Source organism: Pseudomonas sp. Irchel s3h17 (assembly GCF_900187505.1).
Classification (GTDB): Bacteria; Pseudomonadota; Gammaproteobacteria; order Pseudomonadales; family Pseudomonadaceae; genus Aquipseudomonas.
Map to the genome: position 1 here is coordinate 1 of NZ_FYDL01000001.1, position 21,386 is coordinate 21,386.

Genomic DNA, 21,386 nt, shown 5'->3' on the forward strand with positions numbered 1-21,386 from the left:
GCGACAACAGGTCGCGACCCAGCTCGTCGGTACCGAGCAGGAACTGCATTTGCCCGCCTTCCAGCCAGGCCGGTGGGGTCAGCAGGAAGTCGCGGTATTGCTCGCTCGGGTTATGAGGGGCAACCCAGGGGGCGAAGAGCGCGCAGAAGATCACCAGCAGCATGAACATCAGGCCGGCAACGGCGCCCTTGTTCTTGGAGAAGGCTTGCCAGAACTCTTTGTACGGCGACGGGTACAGCAGGCTCTGATCCACGACGGGCGTGGCGGTGGCTACTGAGGATGTTGGAGTGCTCATGGGTATTGACCTCAGCGCTGATGACGGATGCGTGGGTTGGCAAAGCCGTAGAGGATGTCCACTACGAAGTTGACCAGGATCACCAGGCAGGCGATCAGCAGAATGCCGTTTTGTACGACGGGGTAGTCCCGGGCGCCGATGGCTTCGATCAGCCACTTGCCGATGCCGGGCCAGGAGAAGATGGTTTCGGTCAGGACCGCACCGGCCAGCAGGGTGCCGACTTGCAGGCCGACCACGGTCAGGACCGGAATCAGCGCGTTACGCAGGCCGTGCACGAACACCACGCGCGACGGCGACAAGCCTTTGGCGCGAGCGGTACGGATGTAGTCTTCACGCAGCACTTCGAGCATCGACGAACGGGTCATCCGCGCAATCACCGCCAGCGGGATGGTGCCCAGGACGATGGCCGGCAGGATCAGGTGATGCAGGGCATCGAGGAACGCGCCGACGTCATCGGCCAGCAACGTATCGATGAGCATGAAGCCGGTACGTGGCTCGATGTCATAGAGCAGGTCGATCCGCCCGGAAACCGGGGTCCAGCCCAGGCTTACCGAGAAGAACATGATCAGGATCAGGCCCCACCAGAAGATCGGCATCGAGTATCCCGCCAGGGAAATGCCCATCACTCCATGGTCGAACAGGGACCCTCGCTTGAGTGCCGCGATCACCCCGGCCAGAAGGCCCAGGATGCCGGCGAACAACAGGGCGGCCATGGACAGTTCCAGGGTCGCGGGGAACAGGGAGGTGAATTCGGTCCAGACGCTTTCACGGGTCCGCAAGGATTCGCCGAGGTCGCCCTGGGCCAGCTTGCCGATGTAATCCCGGTACTGGGCATATAGGGGTTTGTTCAGACCTAGGCGTTCCATTGCCTGAGCGTGCATTTGCGGGTCGACTCTGCGTTCGCCCATCATGACTTCCACGGGGTCGCCCGGGATCATGCGAATCAACGCGAAGGTCAGCAAGGTGATGCCGAAAAACGTGGGGATCAACAACCCCAGTCGGCGGGTAATAAAACTCAGCATTTGGGCTTATCACTCCTTATTATTTTTGTAATGCCGGTCAGCGTGCTGGCCGTTCACAGCAGTTCAGGCCGCGTGGGTAAAGGCTCCGGCTCGACGTTTCCCGGTGGGGCGCTTATTTTTTTTCGTTGTGGCAGGTGAGAAAGTCCTCGCCGGTCTGGCGCCGGCTCGAGGAAGGGGAAGGGGGCCGCTTGGCCGGCCCCTGTTGCTCAGTGTTCGTTGTAGACGCCGTAGAAGCTGCTGAGTCCGAAGGGGCTGATCTGGAAGTCCTTCACACTGGTGCGCATCGGCTGGTAGACCGTGGAGTGGGCGACCGGGGTCATCGGCACCTGCGCTTTCAGGACATGCTGCGCTTCTTTGTACAGCGCGGTGCGCTTTTCCACATCGGCGGTGGCCTCGGCGGCCCCCACCAGTTTGTCGTAGCCAGCATTGCACCACTTGGAGAAGTTGTTGCCGTTGACCGCGTTACAGGTGTAGAGGGTGCCCAGCCAGTTGTCCGGGTCACCGTTGTCGCCAGTGAAGCCGATCAGCATGGCGTCGTGCTCGCCGGCGTGGGCGCGCTTGATGTACTCGCCCCATTCGTAGCTGACGATGTTGGCCTTGATGCCGATTTTGGCCCAGTCGGCCTGGAGCATTTCGGCCATCAGCCTGGCGTTGGGGTTGTAGGGGCGCTGCACCGGCATGGCCCAGAGGGTGATTTCCGTGCCTTCTTTCACGCCTGCAGCCTTCAGCAGCTCCTTGGCCTTCTGCGGGTTGTAGCCGGCGTCCTTGATGGTCTCGTCGTAAGACCACTGGGTCGGCGGCAGGCCGTTGACGGCCAACTGGCCGGCGCCCTGGTAAACCGCGTCGATGATGGCTTTCTTGTTTACCGCCATGTCTAGCGCCTGGCGTACTTCGAGCTTGTCGAACGGCTTGCGGGTGAAGTTGTAGGCGATGTAGCCAAGGTTGAAGCCTGGTTGACTAGGCATCTTGATGTTCTTGTCTTCCTGCAGCGGCTTGATATCGGCCGGGCGCGGGTAGGCGGTGATCTGGCATTCGTTCTTTTTCAGCTTTTGCATGCGCACCGAGGCGTCGGTGGTGATGGCGAAGATCAGATTGTCGATCTTCACGTCTTCAGGCTTCCAGTAATCCTTGTTGCCCTTGTAGCGAATCTGGGCGTCTTTCTGGTACTTGCTGAACACGAACGGGCCAGTGCCGATCGGCTTTTGGTTGATGTCCTGGGCCTTGCCTTCCTTGAGCAACTGGTCGGTGTATTCGGCCGACTGGATCGAGGCGAAGCTCATGGCCAGGTTCTGGATGAAGGCTGCGTCGACACCCTTGAGGGTGAACTTGACGGTATGGTCGTCGACTTTTTCGACCTTGGTGATGTTTTCGTTCATCCCCATGTCGGTGAAGTAGGGGAATTCGGTGGGGTAGGCCTTGCGAAACGGCATGCCCTTGTCGAGCATGCGGTTGAAGGTGAACAGCACGTCGTCGGCGTTGAAGTCGCGGGTCGGCTTGAAGTAGTCGGTGGTGTGGAACTTGACCCCGTCACGCAGGTGGAAGGTGTAGGTCAGGCCATCGGGAGAAACGTCCCAGCGGGTTGCCAGGCCCGGGATGACCTTGGTGCCGCCACGCTCAAACTGCGAGAGACGGTTGAATACGGTTTCGGCTGAGGCGTCGAAGTCGGTCCCCGTGGTGTATTGGCCTGGGTCGAAGCCAGCTGGGCTGCCTTCGGAGCAGAACACCAGGTTGCTGGCGGCGTGGGTGAAGCCGGAACCGAGGATCAGGCCGGCGGCGATCATGGTCTTGAGCGTGGTGTTTTTGCGCATGCGAACCTCATTGTTGTTATTTTTGAGGGCGGCAGATCAGGTAGTCCATTCCTGGGAGGGGATGCACCTGACCCTGCGGCTTTACGGGCTGTAGGCTGCCCGTCATTTGCGAACAGGCAGCCGAAGGCCGACGTGCTGGCTCGGGTGGTAGCGCTGAAGGGGGGAGAGAGGGATGCTCGCGCCGCCACCGGCCGAGGCAAAAATTAAGTTATTCTAAAATTAATTTCAACTTAAATTCAGTGATACTTACTTTTTGATGGCGGCCGGTCAGGCCGTGGGGTGATCGTCGAGCAGACCCCCCATGGTGGTGACGACCAGCACTTCGGCAACTTCGTCGCCAGAGTTAGCGATGGAATGCTGCTTGGTGGAGTCGAAATGCACCGAACCCCCCGGGCCGAGCGGGTAGGTGTGGCCTTCGATGGTGTAGATGATTTGCCCGGAGAGCACATAGGTAAACTCTGCGCCTTCGTGGGAGATGAGCTCGGACTGGTAGCCCACCGCCATGGTCATCTTCATCGCGTTGATCAGGTTGCCGGGGAAGTTGCTGGACAGGCGCTCGTAGACCAGCGGCTGGCTGCCGATGGAGTACCGTACACGCTGGCCCTGGTGGGAGTCGGGCTGGGGTTGGGCGGGCTGGTCGAACAGGGTGTTGAGCGGAATGCCCAAGGCATTTGCGATTCTCGCCAGCGAGGAGATGGACACGCCAGTGAGGTTACGCTCCGCCTGGGACAGGAAGCTGGCTGTGAGGCCTGTTTCAGTGGCGACTTGGTTCAGGGTCTTGTTGGCGGCGCGGCGGTGGCGGCGCAGCCGTTCCCCGATCTGTTCTGCGGTCATTGGCGTGGCTCGTATTCTGGAAGGCGCCAGTATAGCGGGCGGCGCATCGCAGAAAAGGCTTTTTGCCTAACTGAAATTAAGTGGCACTGAAAATATGCGTTGACGGAAGTTTAAGTCAGGCTTAAATTTCGAGCATTGCACATAATTCGGGAGAACGAGATGACAGTGGGTGTAGGTGGCAAAACTCCGCAACAGGCGCTGGCCGGCCTGGCGAAGATGACCGCGGGCATGCAGCCCATCGGCCTCGACGAATACCAGTCACGCATTGCCAAGGCCCAGGGCCTGATGCGAGAGCAGGGCATCGCTGCCCTCTATCTGAACGCTGGCAGCAACCTGTACTACTTCACCGGGGTGAAGTGGAGCCCGAGCGAACGCATGGTCGGTGCCGTGCTACCCGCCAACGGCCCGCTGGCCTATATCGCCCCGGCTTTTGAAGAGGGCACCATCCGCGACTTCCGCGAGGTGGATGGGGTTATCCATGGTTGGCAGGAGCACGAGAGTCCCTACCGCCTGCTGCTCGACATGCTCGCTGGAATGGGCATCGCCGCCGACGCAGTGGTGGGCCTGTGCCCGTCCCTGGCGTTCTGCATGTTCGACGCAATCCGCCGCCTCGGATCGGGCTTCGAGTTCGTAGACGCTTCTTGCGTGATAAACCTGTGTCGCTATCACAAGTGCGCTACAGAATTGGCGCTGATGCAGCGCGCCAAAGACATGACCTTGCAAGTGCATAAGGCTGCCGCCAGCATCCTGCGCGCAGGCATCAGCACCACCGAGGTTGCCGAGTTCATCCGCGAGGCGCACCGCAAGGTGGGCGCGCCGGGTTCGACCTTCTGCATCGTGCTGTTCGGCGAGGCCAGCGCCTTCCCCCATGGGGTGAAGCACGCGCAGGTGCTCAAGGACGGCGACATGGTGCTGATCGACACGGGCTGCCTGCTCCACGGCTACCAGTCGGATATCACTCGCAGTTACGTGTTCGGCACCCCGAGCGACCGCCAGCGCGCCGTGTGGAACCTGGAAAAGGCCGCCCAGCAGGCCGCCTTCGACGCCGCGCGCCTGGGCGTACCCTGCCAGGTGGTGGATGCCGCCGCGCGGCTTAGCCTGGAAACCGCCGGTCTCGGCCCGGACTACCAGTTACCCGGCCTGCCGCATCGCACCGGACATGGCATCGGCCTGGACATTCACGAAGGGCCCTACCTGGTGCGTGGTGACCAGACGCCGCTGGCCGAGGGCATGTGCTTCTCCAATGAGCCGATGATTTGCGTGCCGGGCGAGTTCGGCATTCGCCTGGAGGACCATTTCTACATGACCGCCACTGGCCCGCGCTGGTTTACCCAGCCGAGCCATTCCGTAGACGACCCGTTCGGGTTGGAGGCCTGAGGGCAGGCTTGTGACCCGGCGCGGACAGCACCTTCGCGTAATTACCGGCTAGCGGGTTCCCGGCTACCGCAGCGCTATCCAGAACTGCCATTGAAGCAACCTCGCTGATGGTCTGATTCAAGCATCGCCAGCAGAGCCGCTGCGTTTAGCGACTTGAAGGCAGCGAGTGGAGTTGGATCTGGGAATGTTTCGGGGCCGTCCTGCGGTGGCCTACATATCGGACCTATGGCATAAGGCCGCTATTGTAAATGCGGCATTAAGGTTGGTGCCATCAATTGTGCGGGAAAAGCCCGAGCCACTGGCCGTTCCCGAAGCGATCAATAAGTGCTGGTCGATGGACTTCATGCACGATCAACTAGCCGACGGACGCAGCTTTCGGATTTTCAATTTGATTGATGACTTCAACCGCGAAGCGTTGAGCATGGAAATTGATCTGTCGCTACCGGCCGAACGTGTGGTGCGCGCACTGGATCAGGTGATTGAGTGGCGAGGTAAACCACAAGCCATCCGCAGCGATAACGGTCCCGAGTACATCAGGGCGAATACTGAATTTCACTTGTGGGCTATGTCAGATGTTCACTAATAACTTAGCTCCAGAAAAACGAGGCTTTGGCGTATGTGAACCATCGTGATGGTTCACGGATATTCGTTCATGAGCAGAACTCCTCTATCGCTGGAAATCGCTTTGCGTTCAGTGCCATCATCACGCCATATGAAAATGTCGCCAATGGAGGGGATGAAGTGCCAGATTTGAAGGAAGACGGGGATCTCAGAGGCGCCTGTGCCCACTTGCTAGAACAGGTCCTGTCCTTGTCGGGGAACCAGCGCTGGGTTGAAGAATTTCAAGGGTGGCTGGTACGGGTTCGGGATGTTTCTCATGATGAGTTCGTGAGTGAGGAGTTTCAGCTTTCTCTTTGGAACACAGAGGCTGTCTCTGCCACTGGTATGGGTCATGTTGACGTCTCCGCGGTAATCAAAAGCGCAGAGATTGCAGAGAGTTTGTGGCAGCTCAAGCAGAAGTACGCCACGACCGAGGATGCGGCTGAAAGTGAACTGCTCATTTCCGAAGCCTGGAGACTAATTGCGGCTGACGTCGCACTCCTGACCAAACGAAACCCAAAGCTCAAGATGTATCGGCTTTTCGCCTTGCTGTGCCCTGGCTCGTTCACCTCAATCGCACATTTTCGCAAGCTTCGAGAGCTGGCGTACACCATGGGTCTGCCGCTACGTGGCCAGCGTCGACACCTGCATCGATTGGTGCTTAACCGACTTAACGACGTGTTTGGGGAGGTGCCCGACTATTTCTCGCGTGACGGTGTATCAAGGCTTACGTTGCCATGGCTGCTATTTGTCACCTATGTACAAAATCCAGAGGCTGAGGCCACTGAGACGTCTGATCCAGTAACTGGAGAAGAGGTGCTTAATCCGCTCCCGCCAGAGCGCAGAAGACGAGGAATGCTGGCGATTGGTGGAGGCACCGCCACCATACAAACCATGATCGAGTTTGCCGCCGATGGATGTACGCGCGAAGACTTCATGCAGCATCTTCAGTCGATCAACCCTCAATCGAAGAAGTCCACATTCAATACTCAATTGAACGCGTTGATCGCTGAATGGGGAGTGCTCAAGGCGGTCGGCAGCGATTTGCAACTGACCTTACGGGGTGAGGCATTTTTAGAGTCTGGGGAGCCCGACGAGGTGATCGATTGGATGATCACTCGCATTCTTGGCTTTGACTATTTGCTGAACGCATTGCGAAACGCATCATTGTCCAGTCGCGACGCGATCCTTGTACTTCGAAAAGCCAACCCGGGATGGACATCCGATTTTGCGCCCACAAGCCTAATCAGTTGGTTGCGCAACCTGGATCTTGTTAGTGTAAACAGCCGAGTGTTGGAACTCACTGAGAGAGGAACACAGTGGGTCGAGCGGATTCATTGGGTTCCCACAGAATTAGCTGTCCGCAATGGCCTGGATTCTGTGACGTCGCAAGTCGATCCGCAGCAGCCTGTTGCGGTCAACGTTGAAAGGCCATCCCTCAAGAACATCATTGCCGGCTTTAGCTCAGACTTCCCATTCCCCGAAGAGGTGGTTGGTCAGTTAGATGCTGGCCTGTGGAGTCATTCGAGACGTCACTTTGCCGTTCTAACAGGGTTGAGTGGCGCAGGTAAGACTCAATTGGCTCGTGGTTACGCTCTAAGCCTATGGCAAGGTGATCCCGAACCTTCCGAGGGCTTGCTTATCTTACCCATCCAGCCTGGTTGGCATGACTATTCATGCCTTTTGGGTTACGTCAATCCACTCGAACCTGATTCGTATGTGCGTACTGGCGTGTTGGATTTTCTGCTCCGGGCAAGCTCGAACCCTTCGAAGCCTTACACGTTAATTCTGGATGAAATGAACCTGTCTCACCCGGAACAATATCTGGCGCCGTTGCTGTCAACGATGGAGACCGGAGAGGCGATCGTATTTCACGGCCAGCCTGAGGATATCGACGGCGTACCGCCAGGTATTCCTTACCCGAGTAACCTTGTGATCATCGGTACGGTCAACATGGACGAGACTACCCATGGGTTGAGCGATAAAGTGCTTGATCGCGCTACAGTGATCGAATTCTGGGATATCAATGTTGTTGCCTTTCCTGGCTGGGCAACCTATTCATTGACATCAGACCAAGCAGTGATCGTGCGAGACCTGATGGTCGTGCTGATGGATATTCTTCGTCCTGCCCGTTTACATTTCGGATGGCGAACACTGCATGACATCCTCGGTTACCTCCAGCAAACCCAGCGAGGGGAGGTCATCGAGTTTTCACGTGCTATTGATCAGGCCATATACTCCAAAATCCTTCCGAAACTCAGAGGCGAAGACAGTCCGCGCCTTCAACGGGTATTCGCGTCACTCAAGGCAGCTTTGACCAGCGCAAAAATGGATTCGTCATTGAGTAAAGTTACCGAAATGTCTGAAGAACTGAACCACTGCGGCTCCACCAGGTTTTGGCGCTGACAATGACCTTTATATTGCGAGTGGAGCGCGACGGAACGTTCTTTGATCTTGATCCAGGGACCCTGAATACGGGTTTCATGGAGAAGGGGGCTTATCGATTTGCAGTGGTAGAAGGTTACTCATTCTACATTGACGATATTCGCCTTGATGACTCTAGCCATCAAGGTGGGCGAGCTTGGTGCTGGTCACCTGGCTACTTTGCTGGCGAGGTCGTGGCTGAGCTTTTGAACGAGCTGGGTGAGACGGTTGCGACGTATCGTTTGGATGTGTCAGCGGACGACAAGAAACTGGGTGGAGAATCATATGCCGACATGGTTAATACGATTTTGAACTTTGATCCGTCACTTTTATTCGGCACAGAGGAAGCCCAATTAGGGATTGGAACCCTGGGTGCATTGATCAACCCTCATCTGCAATACGCTCGTCTTCGACGGTACGGCGACCGAATGCTGGGCGCCCTTGTGCAGGTGAGTCAAAAACCACTGACATCACTGCGCACGGAACGCACAGCGGTTAGCGCTCATCAGGTCAAACGCCTGGACGTTTCCGGGGTTCGTAAGGCCCTGATGAGCCCTGCGGGTCTGGCGCTCCTGCATCAGGGAAACCCGCACAAACCGCCCCTGAACATTGTTCGGTTCGACGTTTCGACCGCTTACGAAGAGCAGGACAATCCTGCGAATCAGGCGCTTGGGCTTGTCTTGTCTGAGGTGATCAGACGATGCCGACAAGTCTGCAAGTCTCTGAAGGAAGTCGTGGCTACAGAGTCATTCAGTGAGACCCGGTCACCGCTTAGCCCGAGATTAGCGCGACGTATTGCCTTCATTGATAGATTGCTACAAAAGCTTGAACGAATTCAACGTACGCCGCCATTTCGCGACCTGACTCAAAGACGTCTATCAGCTGCAGGGTTAAACGCTATTTCTGCTCAGCCAATATATGCGCGGGCTTATCGGTTCGGATGGTATGCCTTGCGCACAGGAGTATTGGGCCAGGAAAAAAGCGAGTCGCTCTGGCTTAGCCCATCATGGGAGATCTATGAGAGGTGGTGTTTCGTAATAGTGGTAAATCAGTTGAAATGCCACTACCCAGATCTCAAGTGGAAACGCCGTTCTTCCTCCATGAAGGCGGGTCGGATTCTGTGGCGTGGTGTAGGCGACGGCATCACTCTAGATGTGTGGTTCCAAGTTAGGTGTCCAGCGATTGATCGCAAGCCGTATCACGGATTTTCGAGCCTATCCAGACTACGGTTACCTGACATCGTCGTAACAATGAGGTCACCCAAATCTCAGCGGTTCATTGTCCTAGATGCCAAGTACCGCAGCAGTCGGTTTGGAGTCTTGGATGGCATGGCATCAGCTCACCTCTATCACGACAGTTTATCTTGGGAAGGCCGCAAACCTGACGCCTCTCTGTTATTGATTCCCCGTGGAGGCGCTGTTCCGACGTTGGAAAGTGCCGAGTATCAGTTTGCGCATGGCGTAGGTGCTTTGGTGGTCAGGGATCGGCTAGGGAGCGAGGCCGTTGGCAATGAGTTGAAAAGGATCTTAACCGCTGAAATCCAGATATGAATTACAGGCAAGCAGGGGAGCTCCAGCATCGAAATTCGATAGCCAATGGAGCGTCGTTTGTGCCTGACAACCGTCGCTTCTCAGGGATGGCGTAACTATCCAGTAAAGCCAGAATCGCCTCAAAGTGGCAGCCCAAGATGGCATCATCAATATTCAGGTCTCGGCTTTTCGCATAGGTATAGAAAGTCTGGATCGCCCGCAGATGCGCCGCCGTAGTGTTGTACGCGGGTATCCGAATCCGCGTACCAGCAACCTATTAGATGAGCTCAAGCTGTTCGTATTGAACAGCCACCATCACCATCAGGCATTTTCGCACCGAGAAGAATTCATTCGTGAATTCGTGATCTTGGCGTCTTGGTGGCACACCCATCAAGAAGCGTACATTGAACGGCACTTCGTCTATATGAATATCCGAATTTACTGCGACATGATCAATGTTGCGGCTCCAAGTTGGACGCTTGTGAGGAGGCGGTTGTGCAAGTTAGAGAAGTTGAACAGCAACCGTAAAGCTAGGAGATGATGAAATGAGCCAGGAAAATGAAAAAAAAGGGGTGAGCCAGAAGAATGCAAAGAATGAGTTCGCCCAGTCGAGTCCAGAGGATGACAGGGCTCAACCAAGTTCAAATGGTGAGATGCCCCAGTCAAGCTCAAAGAGCCCGCCGCCTGGATTGAGTGATCAGCACAAAAAAGAGCTGGCCATATTCGTGGAAGATCGATTTGAAGTTGATGACGTCGTGCTGTTGAAGGACGATCCAGATCACAGCTACCGAATTGTCGGTCTTGGGAACGATGCTGATGTATACGTGGTGGAATCCGACGATCACACACTCAGAAGCGTCCTCAAAGAAGAACTGTTTGGCTTCACTCCCGATGACATCCGGGTGTTGCATGAGAAGCTCTCCGCGAGAAAGCTAGAGGCTGAGACTCAACCCTTGCCAGAGAGCGTTGTGTGCGCCGAAACCTATACTTGGGAGCAGCAAGAGGAAGCGCAGCGCCGTGAGAAAATACTGCTGAACTTCGAATCCAAGGTGATCAAGACCAAAGAAGAAGCAATGGAAAAAATGGGGTTAAAATCCACTGCCTTTGGCGATGTGAAACGCGCTTATGCGAAAGATCCGAGGTGGCAATCTCTCGTGCCCAAGCAGCCAGGTAGGGGCGTGGGCGAGAATGATCGTGATCCAGAGGTCGTTGATCTCTACATGAGGGCGTTTGATCTGACGTATAGGAACGATGGCGCAACAGCAGTGGCTATCTACCCTGTATTTGAGGAGCTTTGCCGGGATGCCGGTAAGCAACCCTTCTCCAGATCCACCGCCGTTCGGGTTTTCAATGAAATCGATCCAAGGTTGCGCGATCTGAGGAAATGGGGCAGTGACTACGTTTCAAAAAAGTATGGCGCTTACCCCAGCGACTTCGAGCCAAACGGGCCGCTCTCACGTGTGCAGATTGATGGCACGACCGGGAGCATCATGCTTATCGATGACGAAACGGGAAGGCTATTGGGACGTCCTTACCTGACTGTGGTGATCGATGACTATAGCGGTGCATTTCTAGCCGTTGACATCTCCTTCTGCCCACCCTCCCGAGCGACGACCGCGGCCGCCATGTATCAAGCGCTGATGAATAAACGAAGTTTGCTGTCTGCGCTCGGCATGAACGAAGAAGCATGGCCAGTATATGGTTGGCCAAGTAGCATTTTGGTCGACAAAGGATCTGAATACGATAACCATTATCTTCGGGCCACCTGTGACAAGTTTGGGGTTGATTATGAGTATCGTAATAGGGTTCAGCAAGGAGGCGAAGCAGAAGATGGAGTGAAGCTGTTGGATACCTTATTTGTGCAAAGTTTGGAGGGAAGCACAGGGGCACGCCCAAGAGGAGACGCTGATTTTAATCCAGAGGCGAAGGCGGTATATAACCTTAGACGGTTCACTCAGATGTTGTACGGTGAAGTTATTCGCCTGAACAATACCGTGCGTGAGATCGATCGACTGACCCCCATCCAGCGATGGGAAAATGGCTTGAAACGTCTCGGCATACAGCGTCCGCCTGCATTGAGCGCCAAGAAAGCTGAAGCATTTATGATCAACATGCTCCCAGGCGGCCGCGTGCAGGTGAGGCCAGAGGGCATTAAATATAAAGGGGTCGTCTATAATCACGGGCCAACACGGGCGCTCATAAATCGACACAAGAGCGTTTCGGTGCGTCGCAATCCATTGAACCTGCACCAGCTGTATGTATTGTACAACGGACTCTGGCACACCGTTAGAGCCCTCAAGTCCGGTAGGGTACCCCGTACCCATATCGAACAGCAGGCAATGCGGCGCTCTAGAATGCTTGCTGGCAGCATGACTCCACATGGCGTGGAAGCCCATCAAATAGTCCGCAAGCTTATTATCACTAGCAGGAAAGAGGGCAAGAAGTGTTTGAGGGCGAAAGCTTCAGTGGAGCAAGCCCAGAGGATGGGTCTCATCCCGGCTGACACACTCGAACCTGCCACCAAACCGGTAGAGACCAATCAGTTTGCCAACGTTGCCCCCTTCAAGGTGGAGGAACGGTCATGATTGAGCTCACTCCTGAAACACTCGCGCTCTTGCATCTGCCTGCTGAGGAGCGTGCGTTGGCATGCATGCGTGAGATCTGGATTGATTATCCGGCGGCGACCAGAGCTATGGATCTGGCTATGGAGCTCGTAAAACTTCCACGCCGCACCTACAACCCTGGAATGCTGATCACAGGCGCAATTGGCGCCGGTAAGTCGACGATGGTGCAGCGATGGGCTGACCAGAGCTGGGAACCAAACAGTGAATGGAAACGGAAAATCGTTTATGTCGACATGTCTGAGAATACCAATGAGCTTAACGTGCAGAAACGGGTTATCGAAGAAATAGGTATCCGGTGTGATCGCCCCTATATCCGTATCGCCACGGAGGCATGGCGTGCCATCAAGGACTTTAATATTGGCGCGCTGGTTGTCGATGAGTTTGGCGAAACAGAGGAAACCAGTATCGGTCGAATCTGGAAGAAGAACTTGCTGTCAGCGCGTGGTTTAGCTGGGCGACGGTGGTTGGTGAACCTCATCCTTGTTGGAACAGATGCGTTTTCTGACACTGTTATGGGAAATGAACATCTCAGATCGCGTTTCGCCAACCGTAGGCAATCTATGAAATCTTGGTTGTTAAATGCGGATCTCGCAGGCCTCATCGCTGCGTATGAGTCGTGCATGCCCATGAAGCAACACTCAGCAGTCACCACAGATTCCTTCCTTAGCGCGTTGCTTCAGCACAGCCTCGCGCCACCTGAAGGTAGTGACGCGGCAGTCGCTTCGTTGCGCCTGATTATCGATTTGTTTGCTGAGGCACACCGGTATGCGTTGCTGCATGGTCAGGAGTACGTGGACGAAAATACTCTGCGCGACACCCACTCCTACATGAGCAATTCGATGCCAACAGTTGAGTGGGGATCGCTCAAGGTTCTGGTCGATAGCGAGTGAGGCCGAAGACTCATAAACGCATTTTGTGACCGGAGCAATGAACCATTACGTGCGGGCAAGGTGTCAGCCATGGCCAGTCTTGATGAAGCGCCTTCAATTGATTTCTCTTGTACACCTGCTTTTCTGCAGCCTGCCCATGACCGTTGGCTCAGGAGTAGCGGAAATGAACGTGCTGTCATTAGATGCTTGGAAATGTTGTTGTCAGAATGCGAGCCGAGGGTAATCCTGATCGCTGGCGAACATAGCTCGGGATTGAGTTCAGTCGTCTATGAGATCGAGCGTAGATTGAGCCGAAGCAAAGGCCGGGCACTTGCCCTTTATGAAGATGACGACAGTGATCCGCGCTTCGTTCTGCAAGGTGTCGTCGAAGCGCTGCAGATGCCCAACAGGATCCGCAAAGACGCCAATCAGAAGATGCCCGCAGTTTTTGAGAGCGTGCTAGCCCTACGCGGTTATCGGTATTTCTTGATTCATGATGCTGGTAGATTTCTGATGTTCACCCCTCCTATTACTCGGGGTACATGTGCTTCGCTGACATACCTCTTGTCGTTACCTATGCGTGCGAAGCTTGTGATTGCCGCGACACATAACTATGTAAATAAGTATCTCCAGCTTCTGGAAGCATTGAACCCTGAGTGCCTGAGATTGGCCCCAATGACTAATGACAAACGTTACGCTGCTTTCGTGCAGGGTCTCGTGCAGCAAAATCTTTCAGCCCGGAGCACCTTTGCCCCTGATGTTAATGCGATTCATCACAAGACCCGCGGACTGGTAGGCGAGACGGCAGTCGAGGTATTTCAGCAATGCCAGGTGTGCGCTTGAGTTCGTGTAGTTAATCTTGTTAATAATGGTGAATGACATGCCAATATGCTCAAGACTGCTCAGCCCGGTTTACGACGAAACGCTTTCGTCTTGGATCGCACGACTGGTTCTGGGCAGATTTGTAGACCGAGCTCCTATCCAGGCGCACATCAAAGCTCACCTCCTTGGAATGTCTGGTGACATTGATGCTTTGGTAGTAAGCGAGAGTTTTACTCAACAGTTTGATGCTTTTTTCAGTGTCCGTAGTGCTTCTGTGTTCCGACTGCCAGAAATGCCGTTACTGATGTTTGATTCAAGTACAGTTTATTGCCCCGAGTGCCTCTGCGGCGATGTGGCAAGCAATCACGCACCTGCGTGGCGTCGCTCTTGGCGCGTCCAAGGTGCAGCTGTTTGCTTCCTGCATGAATCGCCGGTGTTGTTGAGAAGGGTGAAGGAGACCCGCTTGAATTACGTAAACAAAGCATGGGTTGCATTTGAAGAATATGTCGGCAGTCCCGCTATGAGGTTACAGGTCAACTTCGCATTGTCCAGTTCGAGTTCACACGTCGCTCTCGCGGAAAATCGTTTTCTGCTGCGTTTGACTGTACGGTCGCAGCAATGGCTCAATGTTCAGGTTAGACGCGGAAACATATCTGAACTGAGCTTCAGTTCTGCGAGATTCTTGATGTATCTATGGCTTTGGCGCGATGCCGGCGGGGGGGTGGTATCCGGATTCGCCAGCCAGTATTTCCGCCCCTTATCCGGACGGAGGTTTACGAGGTATCGCAGCGAAGTCCTTGGGGTTGATGCTGTATTCGATGAGGCAGAACCCATTCATTTATGTGTAGCGTATTGGCTGCTCGGTATTGCCTATGGGGTGATTTCAAAGCATGAGGCTGAGTTGATACAAGCGATGACTCGCTCGACCACCTGGTTTTTTCCTGTTGATCGTGCGGAAATTGCAGAGTGTGGGCGAGCAGCGTTGGGCAAGGAGGCCGTCATGGTTGCAAGGAAAGAGGCTAGTGAGCAGCTCTCCGCCCTCGAGCTTGAACAAATCGCTTGGGCGATCGGAAACCCTACTTGACCCTGACACTCACCTGCGTCTCCCCACAGTCTCCTTGCTAAGCTATTCAGGCTTGAGTCAGAGAGCTTGATCTGGCCTCCGGTAGTTGTTCGTCAGCAGGAAGGCCGGTTCTTTGTTCCGCAGGATTCATTGAGAAATCTAGTCGAACACGTAACGCCTGGTTGTGAAGGTGCGGCTTTCAAAGGTTCAGCCTGTAGTGTTTACCTGAGAAAGCTCTGCAGACTTTTGTTGTGCAAGTGACAATTTGAAAGCGCGCTGTGTTGGTGTTTAGCACGCTGACTGCGCATTCCACGCCATCTGGCCACCCAGTCCACCAACATCCGGCCACCCGTTCCACGCTCATCCGGCCAGGCAGTCGGAGCGCAGCGACGCAGGTTTGCATTGTTAGTCTGAAGTCCCTAGTGCCGTCAATTTCGTTGCGCGCCTGCGCATCGATTCGCCCTTGAGTTCGATGCGGTAAGCGTTGTGCACCAGACGGTCGAGGATCGCATCGCCCAAGGTTGGATCGCCGATCAGCGCATGCCATTTGTCCACCGGCATCTGGCTGGTGACCAGCGTCGAGCGGTTCCCGTAACGGTCGTCCAGCAGTTCCAGCATGTCGCGCCGTTGCGCAGCGGTAAATGGCGCCAGGCCCCAGTCGTCCAGGATCAGCAGGTCGGTCTTGGCGTAGCCGGCCATTAGTTTCGCGAAGCGGCCATCGCCGTGGGCCAGGCCAAGCTCTTCCATCAAGCGCGGCAGGCGCAGGTAGCGCACGCTGTAACCGTCGCGGCAGGCTTTGTGGGCCAGCGCGCAGGCGAGCCAGGTTTTGCCTACGCCAGTGGGGCCGCCGATGATCAGGTTCAGGCCGTCGCGCAGCCACTGGCCGCTGCCCAGTTGCAGGATCAGAGACTTGTCCAGGCCACGCGGGCTGCGATAATCGATGTCTTCCAGGCAGGCGTTGTGGCGCAGTCGGGCAGCTTTGAGGCGAGTCGTTAGGCGGGCGTTTTCGCGCTCGGTCAGCTCGCGATCCACCATCAGGCCGAGGCGTTCGTCGAAGCTGAGATCGTTGATGTCGGGCGTGGCGTGTTGCTCGCTCAGTGCCTTGATCATGCCGTGCAGCCTAAGGGTTTGCAGCTTGTCGAGTGTTGGATTGGGCAGCATGTTCGTACTCCTTTTTCAGGTCAGTGGTAGTAGCCAGGGCCGCGCAGGTTGATGTGCTCGTCGGGTAGTAACGGCAGGTTTTGCTGGGCCAGTGGCAGCCGTTCCAGTCCTTGGCGCAGGATCGATTCGAGGCTTTTATAACTGCATGCGCCCAGCGCCAGCGCACGCTGGCAAGCGGCTTCCAGCCGCTCTTCGCCGTGCTGTTTGCTCAGACGCAGGATGCCTAGGCAGGCGCGGAAGCCGTGCTGCGGATGGATTCGGCGTTCAAGGATGTAGGCGATGACGCCAGCGGTGTTCGGCCCGGTCTGCTCGGCCCAGCGGATCAGTCGCTGCGGCGTCCACTCGGCATGTTCGCGATGGCTCTTGGGCATGTGCTCGGTCTGAGTGGTGTGGCGGCCTTTGTGCGGCGAGCGACGATGGCTGGCCACGCGCTGGTTGGCATGGAAGCACTCCACCGTCTGCGCGGTCAGCCTCACTTCGAGCTGATGCTTCACCAGTTGGTACGGCACCGAGTAGTAAATCACAGGCGGCGTACGTCTGGCTCACTGGAGAACTGGACAAGCCCTTCGCCGGTAAAACTATTGTCGTCACGCACCATGCTCCTACGTCGGAATACGTGAGTCAGGCTTTTCCTGCGCACCTCATTGCCGCGTACGCAAACAATTGGCCTGAGCTTCTGGAGAAGGCCGATCTTTGGATTTATGGACATACCCACATCGCTGCGGATTTCGTTAAACGAGGATGCCGAGTAGTGTCAAATCCTCGCGGATACCCGACCGAAGAGACCGGTTTCGATCAGAGTTTTTTGCTCGAGATTTGATGCGCGGCATTCAGCGATAAACCTCAGCAATTTGAGTTTTTCCCTACGTTCTAGCGCTGGGATGACTTCCATTCGTGCGATCTAAACCTAAATCGATCGAGAAATTCACATGGTTACGTTAGAAGAGATTTCCCAGCTCCTTTACGGCGCAGGGGAGGAGATGCTCGGCTGACGTAGTTTTCTTGAGTTGCTTCGGTCGGGTGAACGCCTCGAATCTGATCCACGACTGAATTCTTGATCTCAACGGATGTGGAGACGTGACCGCATGCCAGATGAAGAGCGCTGGACGATTACTCGAGCAACGAGCAATTTCGATGAGTTGCTCGAGAAGGTAATCACGACTCGTAAACCGGTTCTCATCAGGGGGGGGAACGCAGGACTGCGGTGCTCCTTTCAATGATGGAATGGGAGTCGATTCAGGCCAAAACTCATTTCTCGAGCTCCTTCAGACCTCTGAAAAATCGCTTGCTAGCCATCTTACGGTTTCAATCAGCAGCGCTCCGAGTTAGCCGTGCGGAGCGCTTCAGACTGCCTCTATCCTGTGATGCTCATTTTGCCGTCGGAGAGATTCACAGCTCGCCTTAGCTCAGTAACCGTACTCGTTCAGCAGTTTCTGTAAAAACTCACGTCGCCGTTGGACGATGCTCAAAATGAGATAGTCGCGGTCGGTGTCTCTTGTCGACAAATGTCCAGCGTCCACAAGGCCATGGATGTAGCCTTCAGCTCTGCCTCTTGCTTCGAGCAAAGCCTCTTTGGATGTGCTTTTGTAGATGTCTTCAGCGATGAGCTGCCACCGCTTTTTCTGGCGGTGCCCAATAGGGTCATCGGAAAATTTAGGTGCGTTGATCAGGGTGGTGAAATCGGAGCGCGCGTCAGGTGCGTTCAAAGCGGATTCTCAGAACAGTGATAACTGAGCGGAGGCTATCATGCGCACACTATATCGCCTGCTGTTGGCTGGCTTTTGTAGGCGCTGGCGCGAAGAAACGATTTCAATGATGGTGCATGCTTTCGGTGGCGTCTTTGAACATTGTGGAGCGTATAGACAGTGCCATTCAGCGAGTACATTCTTAGCCCGGAGTTCGATATGGGATACCTCAGCCTAGAGGACATCTACCCCGATGACGTAGAAAAATATGGCCATCTGCGGGTAGGAATGACCGACCTCTACGTAAAAGACAATCACGCCATTTATGGTGTGGTTACGCTTGGCGAATACCGCGAGCTGACCAGCAAGTTACTGCGTGACAAAGCGGTGCAAATGATCATCAGCGCTAAGCTCGCCGCGTTGCCCGAGGACTACGATCCGTGGATTAGGCGGATCGAACGCAATCGCGCCTTACACGCTAGGTATGGGGACAAATTCGATCCCTGGGGAGACGACTGACAGCTCTCCGCGTCCAATCACGAATGCAGCGCCTCATCTTACTCGGCCGACCTTGTAGCTACGCTCCTCGAAAATCCATCGGTATTGTAAATAGTGGGGCGAACACGGCTACAATGACAGATCACGCTAACAATCGTTGTAAAGGATAGGGCGTTGAAGATATTCCTAGATTGCGAATTTACCCAGCTCAATCAGGACTCGAAACTGATATCCCTAGCGCTGGTATCGGAGTCAGGCGAAGAGTTCTATGTTGAGCTGACTGATACTTATTCGGTCGAGGACTGCAGTGATTTCGTCATCCGGAATGTTCTACCGCAGCTCGATCCTCTGCGATATGGGCAGTCGCTTGTCGAAGCCCAAGCGTCTCTTCGAAGATTTCTAGACGGTTTCGACGAGGAACTTGAGGTGTGTTCAGATGCGCCACAGTGGGATTGGGATTTTTTCTGCGATCTCGCTCGTGCAGATCATCAACCCTGGCCAGGCCAGGTTATGAATCAACCTACCAACCTCACGATCCTTTTCCATCAGGTAAATGCAGAAGCTCTTGAACAGGTAGAGCTGTGTGATCTACCACACCATGCGTTGCTAGACGCACGAGCGCTTGCAGAGCTTTTCAAGCTCTTGGCATCCCGGCTTGTTTTGTCACCATAAGGCGCATCTCAGTTCGACAGCTTCTTTTGTATCGTCCGGCATTAATGGCAGATGGCCTAGGAGCCAGCGAATGTGCCAACGATCCGGAATGGGGGGTGCAGGGAGATAATGAGTCAGCGCTTCACTGCAAGTGATTCGAGTTTCGCCATCGACAGAGGGGTGGGGAAAACGGCAAAACAGGATTATTCCAAATTATGGCTCAGCCATAATTATTGCTGAGCCATAATTTTTGGCTTCTCTGTTTCAGTCTCAGTTGTCGCAAGCAGTCCCTATTGCGATGACCGATTTGCAATATACTGTTAGGCAACTACCGAAAAGAGAACCGTCATGTCTAAACTCGCAGAATTCCGCCAGCTCGAAAAACACCTCGCCGAACAGCTTCAAGCTCTCGAGGCGCTGAAAGGCGACGCTGGCCTCAAGAAAGAAATCGAATTTGAAACCAAGCTGCGCGCTCTGCTTGCCGAGTACGGCTACAGCCTGCCGAACGTGATCAACCTGCTTGATCCGAAGTCTGGCCGTCGCGCACCAGCAGCCGAATCCAAATCCAGCAGCCGTAAGCCACGCCAAGTGAAGATCTACAAAAATCCGAACACAGGTGAAGTCGTCGAAACCAAAGGTGGCAATCACAAGACGTTGAAAGAGTGGAAGGCTGAACACGGTTCTGCAAAAGTCGAGTCTTGGCTGACCAAGTGATTTTGGTTTGAGTACAAACAAGGGCCCTGCGGGGCCCTTTCACTTTGGTAGACGATTCGAGATTTGATACATTGGAATGGTTACGTATAAGACTGATGTTAAACAGACGAGACCGAACAACGCTGCGAGTAGTTTTGGAAATAGCAAGGCTCCGCTATCGCACTAAGATCGGACGCTCATAGAATTGAAACGTCGACTCAGATACTGTAACATTTGATAGTTCATCCATGCCTTACTGATATACCTGATGGTGATTATGAGGCGCTGTGATGCTGACGCCTCGTGCACCCACCTTCAGCTCTCAGCAAGTCTGGTTAGACGGCAATCACCTTCATCCGTGGTTTAGCCTTGGCTAACGTCAATGCAGCATGCGTCAACGAAGCCTCGGTAGCATCCCACCCCAAACATGCATCAGTCACTGACACGCCATATCGCAGGGATTTGCCTAATACCTGACAGCCTTCATAAAGATGGCTCTCAAGCATCATCCCTTTGAGGGAATGCTCTCCGTCCAAGCGCTGCTCCAGTACGTTTGCAAATACTCCGGGTTGACGAGTATGGCTCTTACCGCTGTTGGAATGACTGCAGTCAACCAAAATCCGCGAGGGAAGGGCGGCTTTATCCATGGCTGTCTTAGCGGTAGCAACACTGAAACGATCATAATTCGGGCCTGCTATGCCGCCCCGCAAAACTAGATGAGTATCTGGATTGCCATCGGTTTTAATAACCGCCGCGACCCCTTGGCTGTTTACTCCAAAATGGGTATGTTGATGTGCTGCGGCGCGCATAGCATCACATGCAATTGCAACGCCGCCGTCGGTGCCATTCTTGAAGCCTACTGGGATGCCTAAACCGCTAACTAACTCTCGATGGACTTGCGATTCGGTAGTTCGAGCCCCAACAGCAGCCCAGCTCATCAGATCATCGAAGTATCCGGCTGCTATAGGATGAAGGACTTCATTTGCAATAGGTAAACCCTTGGCCACGATGTCTCGCAACAGTATCCGCGCAATCTCCAGTCCTGCATGTACATCGTTGCTACCGTTGAGCCAAGGATCATAAGCCAAGCCCTTCCAGCCAACCGTCGTGCGCGGCTTTTCAATATATGTACGCATCACTAAAAAAATTTCGTCATTTAACGATTGAGCTAAAGCTAAAAGCTTTTCGGCGTATTCAAGTGCAGAGTCTGGATGATGGAGCGAACAGGGCCCCACAATCACTAGTAGTCTTTCATCTTCACCGTTCAGAATTGCGCGTATTGTATTGCGATTGTCTTGGACTTGGCGCGTAAGCGCATCCGTTATTGGGAGTTTTTGTTTTAGTCCAAGAGTGCTTGGTAGCTGTAGTTGTGTGTCAGAACATACTGATAACGATGACGGTGACGTGCGTGAATTGGAGTTCATATTGGCT

The 21,386-nt window shown here is 54.6% G+C and carries 17 protein-coding genes and 3 pseudogenes; 12 read left to right on the forward strand and 8 right to left on the reverse strand.

The window, feature by feature from the left end:
* From CKW25_RS00005 to CKW25_RS00020, 4 genes and pseudogenes are all read right to left on the reverse strand, one after another.
* Positions 1-295, reverse strand: a pseudogene (locus CKW25_RS00005) (dipeptide ABC transporter permease DppC); the annotation flags it as partial.
* Positions 296-306: 11 nt separating this feature from the next.
* Complete coding sequence (locus CKW25_RS00010) at positions 307-1,317, reverse strand: ABC transporter permease subunit (protein ID WP_095076996.1); 1,011 nt, start codon at positions 1,315-1,317, stop codon at positions 307-309.
* Positions 1,318-1,523: 206 nt separating this feature from the next.
* Positions 1,524-3,125: an ABC transporter substrate-binding protein gene (locus CKW25_RS00015; RefSeq protein WP_095076997.1), complete on the reverse strand. Its 1,602-nt coding sequence runs from the start codon at positions 3,123-3,125 to the stop codon at positions 1,524-1,526.
* Positions 3,126-3,392: 267 nt separating this feature from the next.
* Complete coding sequence (locus tag CKW25_RS00020) at positions 3,393-3,959, reverse strand: helix-turn-helix domain-containing protein (RefSeq protein ID WP_095076998.1); 567 nt, start codon at positions 3,957-3,959, stop codon at positions 3,393-3,395.
* A 159-nt stretch (positions 3,960-4,118) separates the two neighbouring features.
* Between CKW25_RS00020 and CKW25_RS00025 the strand changes: the two genes are divergently transcribed.
* The 9 genes and pseudogenes from CKW25_RS00025 (at position 4,119) to CKW25_RS25925 (ending at position 15,288) form a co-directional block, all read left to right on the forward strand.
* Positions 4,119-5,336 carry a Xaa-Pro peptidase family protein gene (locus CKW25_RS00025; protein WP_095076999.1) on the forward strand — a complete coding sequence of 406 codons (1,218 nt, stop codon included), beginning with the start codon at positions 4,119-4,121 and terminating at the stop codon, positions 5,334-5,336.
* Between the two features lie 256 nt (positions 5,337-5,592).
* A pseudogene (locus CKW25_RS00030) lies at positions 5,593-5,901 on the forward strand (DDE-type integrase/transposase/recombinase); the annotation flags it as partial.
* A gap of 53 nt (positions 5,902-5,954) precedes the next feature.
* A complete protein-coding gene (locus CKW25_RS00035) occupies positions 5,955-8,342 on the forward strand; it encodes an McrB family protein (protein ID WP_172736359.1) in 2,388 nt (795 codons plus the stop codon).
* Between the two features lie 2 nt (positions 8,343-8,344).
* A complete protein-coding gene (locus CKW25_RS00040) occupies positions 8,345-9,910 on the forward strand; it encodes a nuclease domain-containing protein (protein ID WP_095077001.1) in 1,566 nt (521 codons plus the stop codon).
* Positions 9,911-10,034: 124 nt separating this feature from the next.
* Entirely contained in the window at positions 10,035-10,430 is a 396-nt protein-coding gene (locus CKW25_RS26580) for a hypothetical protein (RefSeq protein WP_172736361.1), read from the forward strand.
* Positions 10,431-10,434: 4 nt separating this feature from the next.
* On the forward strand, positions 10,435-12,474 hold the full coding sequence (locus CKW25_RS00050; protein ID WP_095077002.1) for a DDE-type integrase/transposase/recombinase: 2,040 nt from the start codon (positions 10,435-10,437) through the stop codon (positions 12,472-12,474).
* Complete coding sequence (locus CKW25_RS00055) at positions 12,471-13,403, forward strand: TniB family NTP-binding protein (protein ID WP_095077003.1); 933 nt, start codon at positions 12,471-12,473, stop codon at positions 13,401-13,403. The genes CKW25_RS00050 and CKW25_RS00055 overlap by 4 nt, the downstream gene beginning before the upstream one ends.
* 69 nt (positions 13,404-13,472) lie before the next feature.
* The gene (locus CKW25_RS00060) at positions 13,473-14,225 is read left to right on the forward strand and encodes a hypothetical protein (RefSeq protein ID WP_143497201.1); all 753 of its coding nucleotides are present in this window, start codon (positions 13,473-13,475) and stop codon (positions 14,223-14,225) included.
* 169 nt (positions 14,226-14,394) lie between these two features.
* Positions 14,395-15,288: a TniQ family protein gene (locus CKW25_RS25925; RefSeq protein WP_256577880.1), complete on the forward strand. Its 894-nt coding sequence runs from the start codon at positions 14,395-14,397 to the stop codon at positions 15,286-15,288.
* 384 nt (positions 15,289-15,672) lie between these two features.
* Here the strand turns inward: CKW25_RS25925 and istB are convergent, their stop codons facing one another.
* The 3 genes and pseudogenes from istB to CKW25_RS00095 form a co-directional block, all read right to left on the reverse strand.
* The gene (istB, locus tag CKW25_RS00075) at positions 15,673-16,428 is read right to left on the reverse strand and encodes an IS21-like element ISPre4 family helper ATPase IstB (RefSeq protein ID WP_095077006.1); all 756 of its coding nucleotides are present in this window, start codon (positions 16,426-16,428) and stop codon (positions 15,673-15,675) included.
* Positions 16,429-16,448: 20 nt separating this feature from the next.
* Positions 16,449-16,946: pseudogene (locus tag CKW25_RS00080) on the reverse strand (IS21 family transposase); the annotation flags it as partial.
* An 888-nt stretch (positions 16,947-17,834) separates the two neighbouring features.
* Positions 17,835-18,134, reverse strand: a complete 300-nt coding sequence (locus tag CKW25_RS00095; RefSeq protein ID WP_095077007.1) for a hypothetical protein — start codon at positions 18,132-18,134, stop codon at positions 17,835-17,837.
* A gap of 198 nt (positions 18,135-18,332) precedes the next feature.
* On the opposite strand from CKW25_RS00095, the gene CKW25_RS00100 reads away from it, so the two are divergent.
* From CKW25_RS00100 to CKW25_RS00110, 3 genes are all read left to right on the forward strand, one after another.
* Positions 18,333-18,632 carry a hypothetical protein gene (locus CKW25_RS00100; RefSeq protein WP_095077008.1) on the forward strand — a complete coding sequence of 100 codons (300 nt, stop codon included), beginning with the start codon at positions 18,333-18,335 and terminating at the stop codon, positions 18,630-18,632.
* 153 nt (positions 18,633-18,785) lie between these two features.
* Positions 18,786-19,283, forward strand: a complete 498-nt coding sequence (locus CKW25_RS00105) for a 3'-5' exoribonuclease (protein ID WP_095077009.1) — start codon at positions 18,786-18,788, stop codon at positions 19,281-19,283.
* Between the two features lie 327 nt (positions 19,284-19,610).
* Entirely contained in the window at positions 19,611-19,976 is a 366-nt protein-coding gene (locus tag CKW25_RS00110) for a histone-like nucleoid-structuring protein, MvaT/MvaU family (RefSeq protein ID WP_095077010.1), read from the forward strand.
* 314 nt (positions 19,977-20,290) lie between these two features.
* On the opposite strand, the gene CKW25_RS00115 is transcribed toward CKW25_RS00110, so the two are convergent.
* On the reverse strand, positions 20,291-21,379 hold the full coding sequence (locus tag CKW25_RS00115) for a 3-deoxy-7-phosphoheptulonate synthase (RefSeq protein WP_095077011.1): 1,089 nt from the start codon (positions 21,377-21,379) through the stop codon (positions 20,291-20,293).
* Positions 21,380-21,386 lie beyond the last annotated feature (7 nt).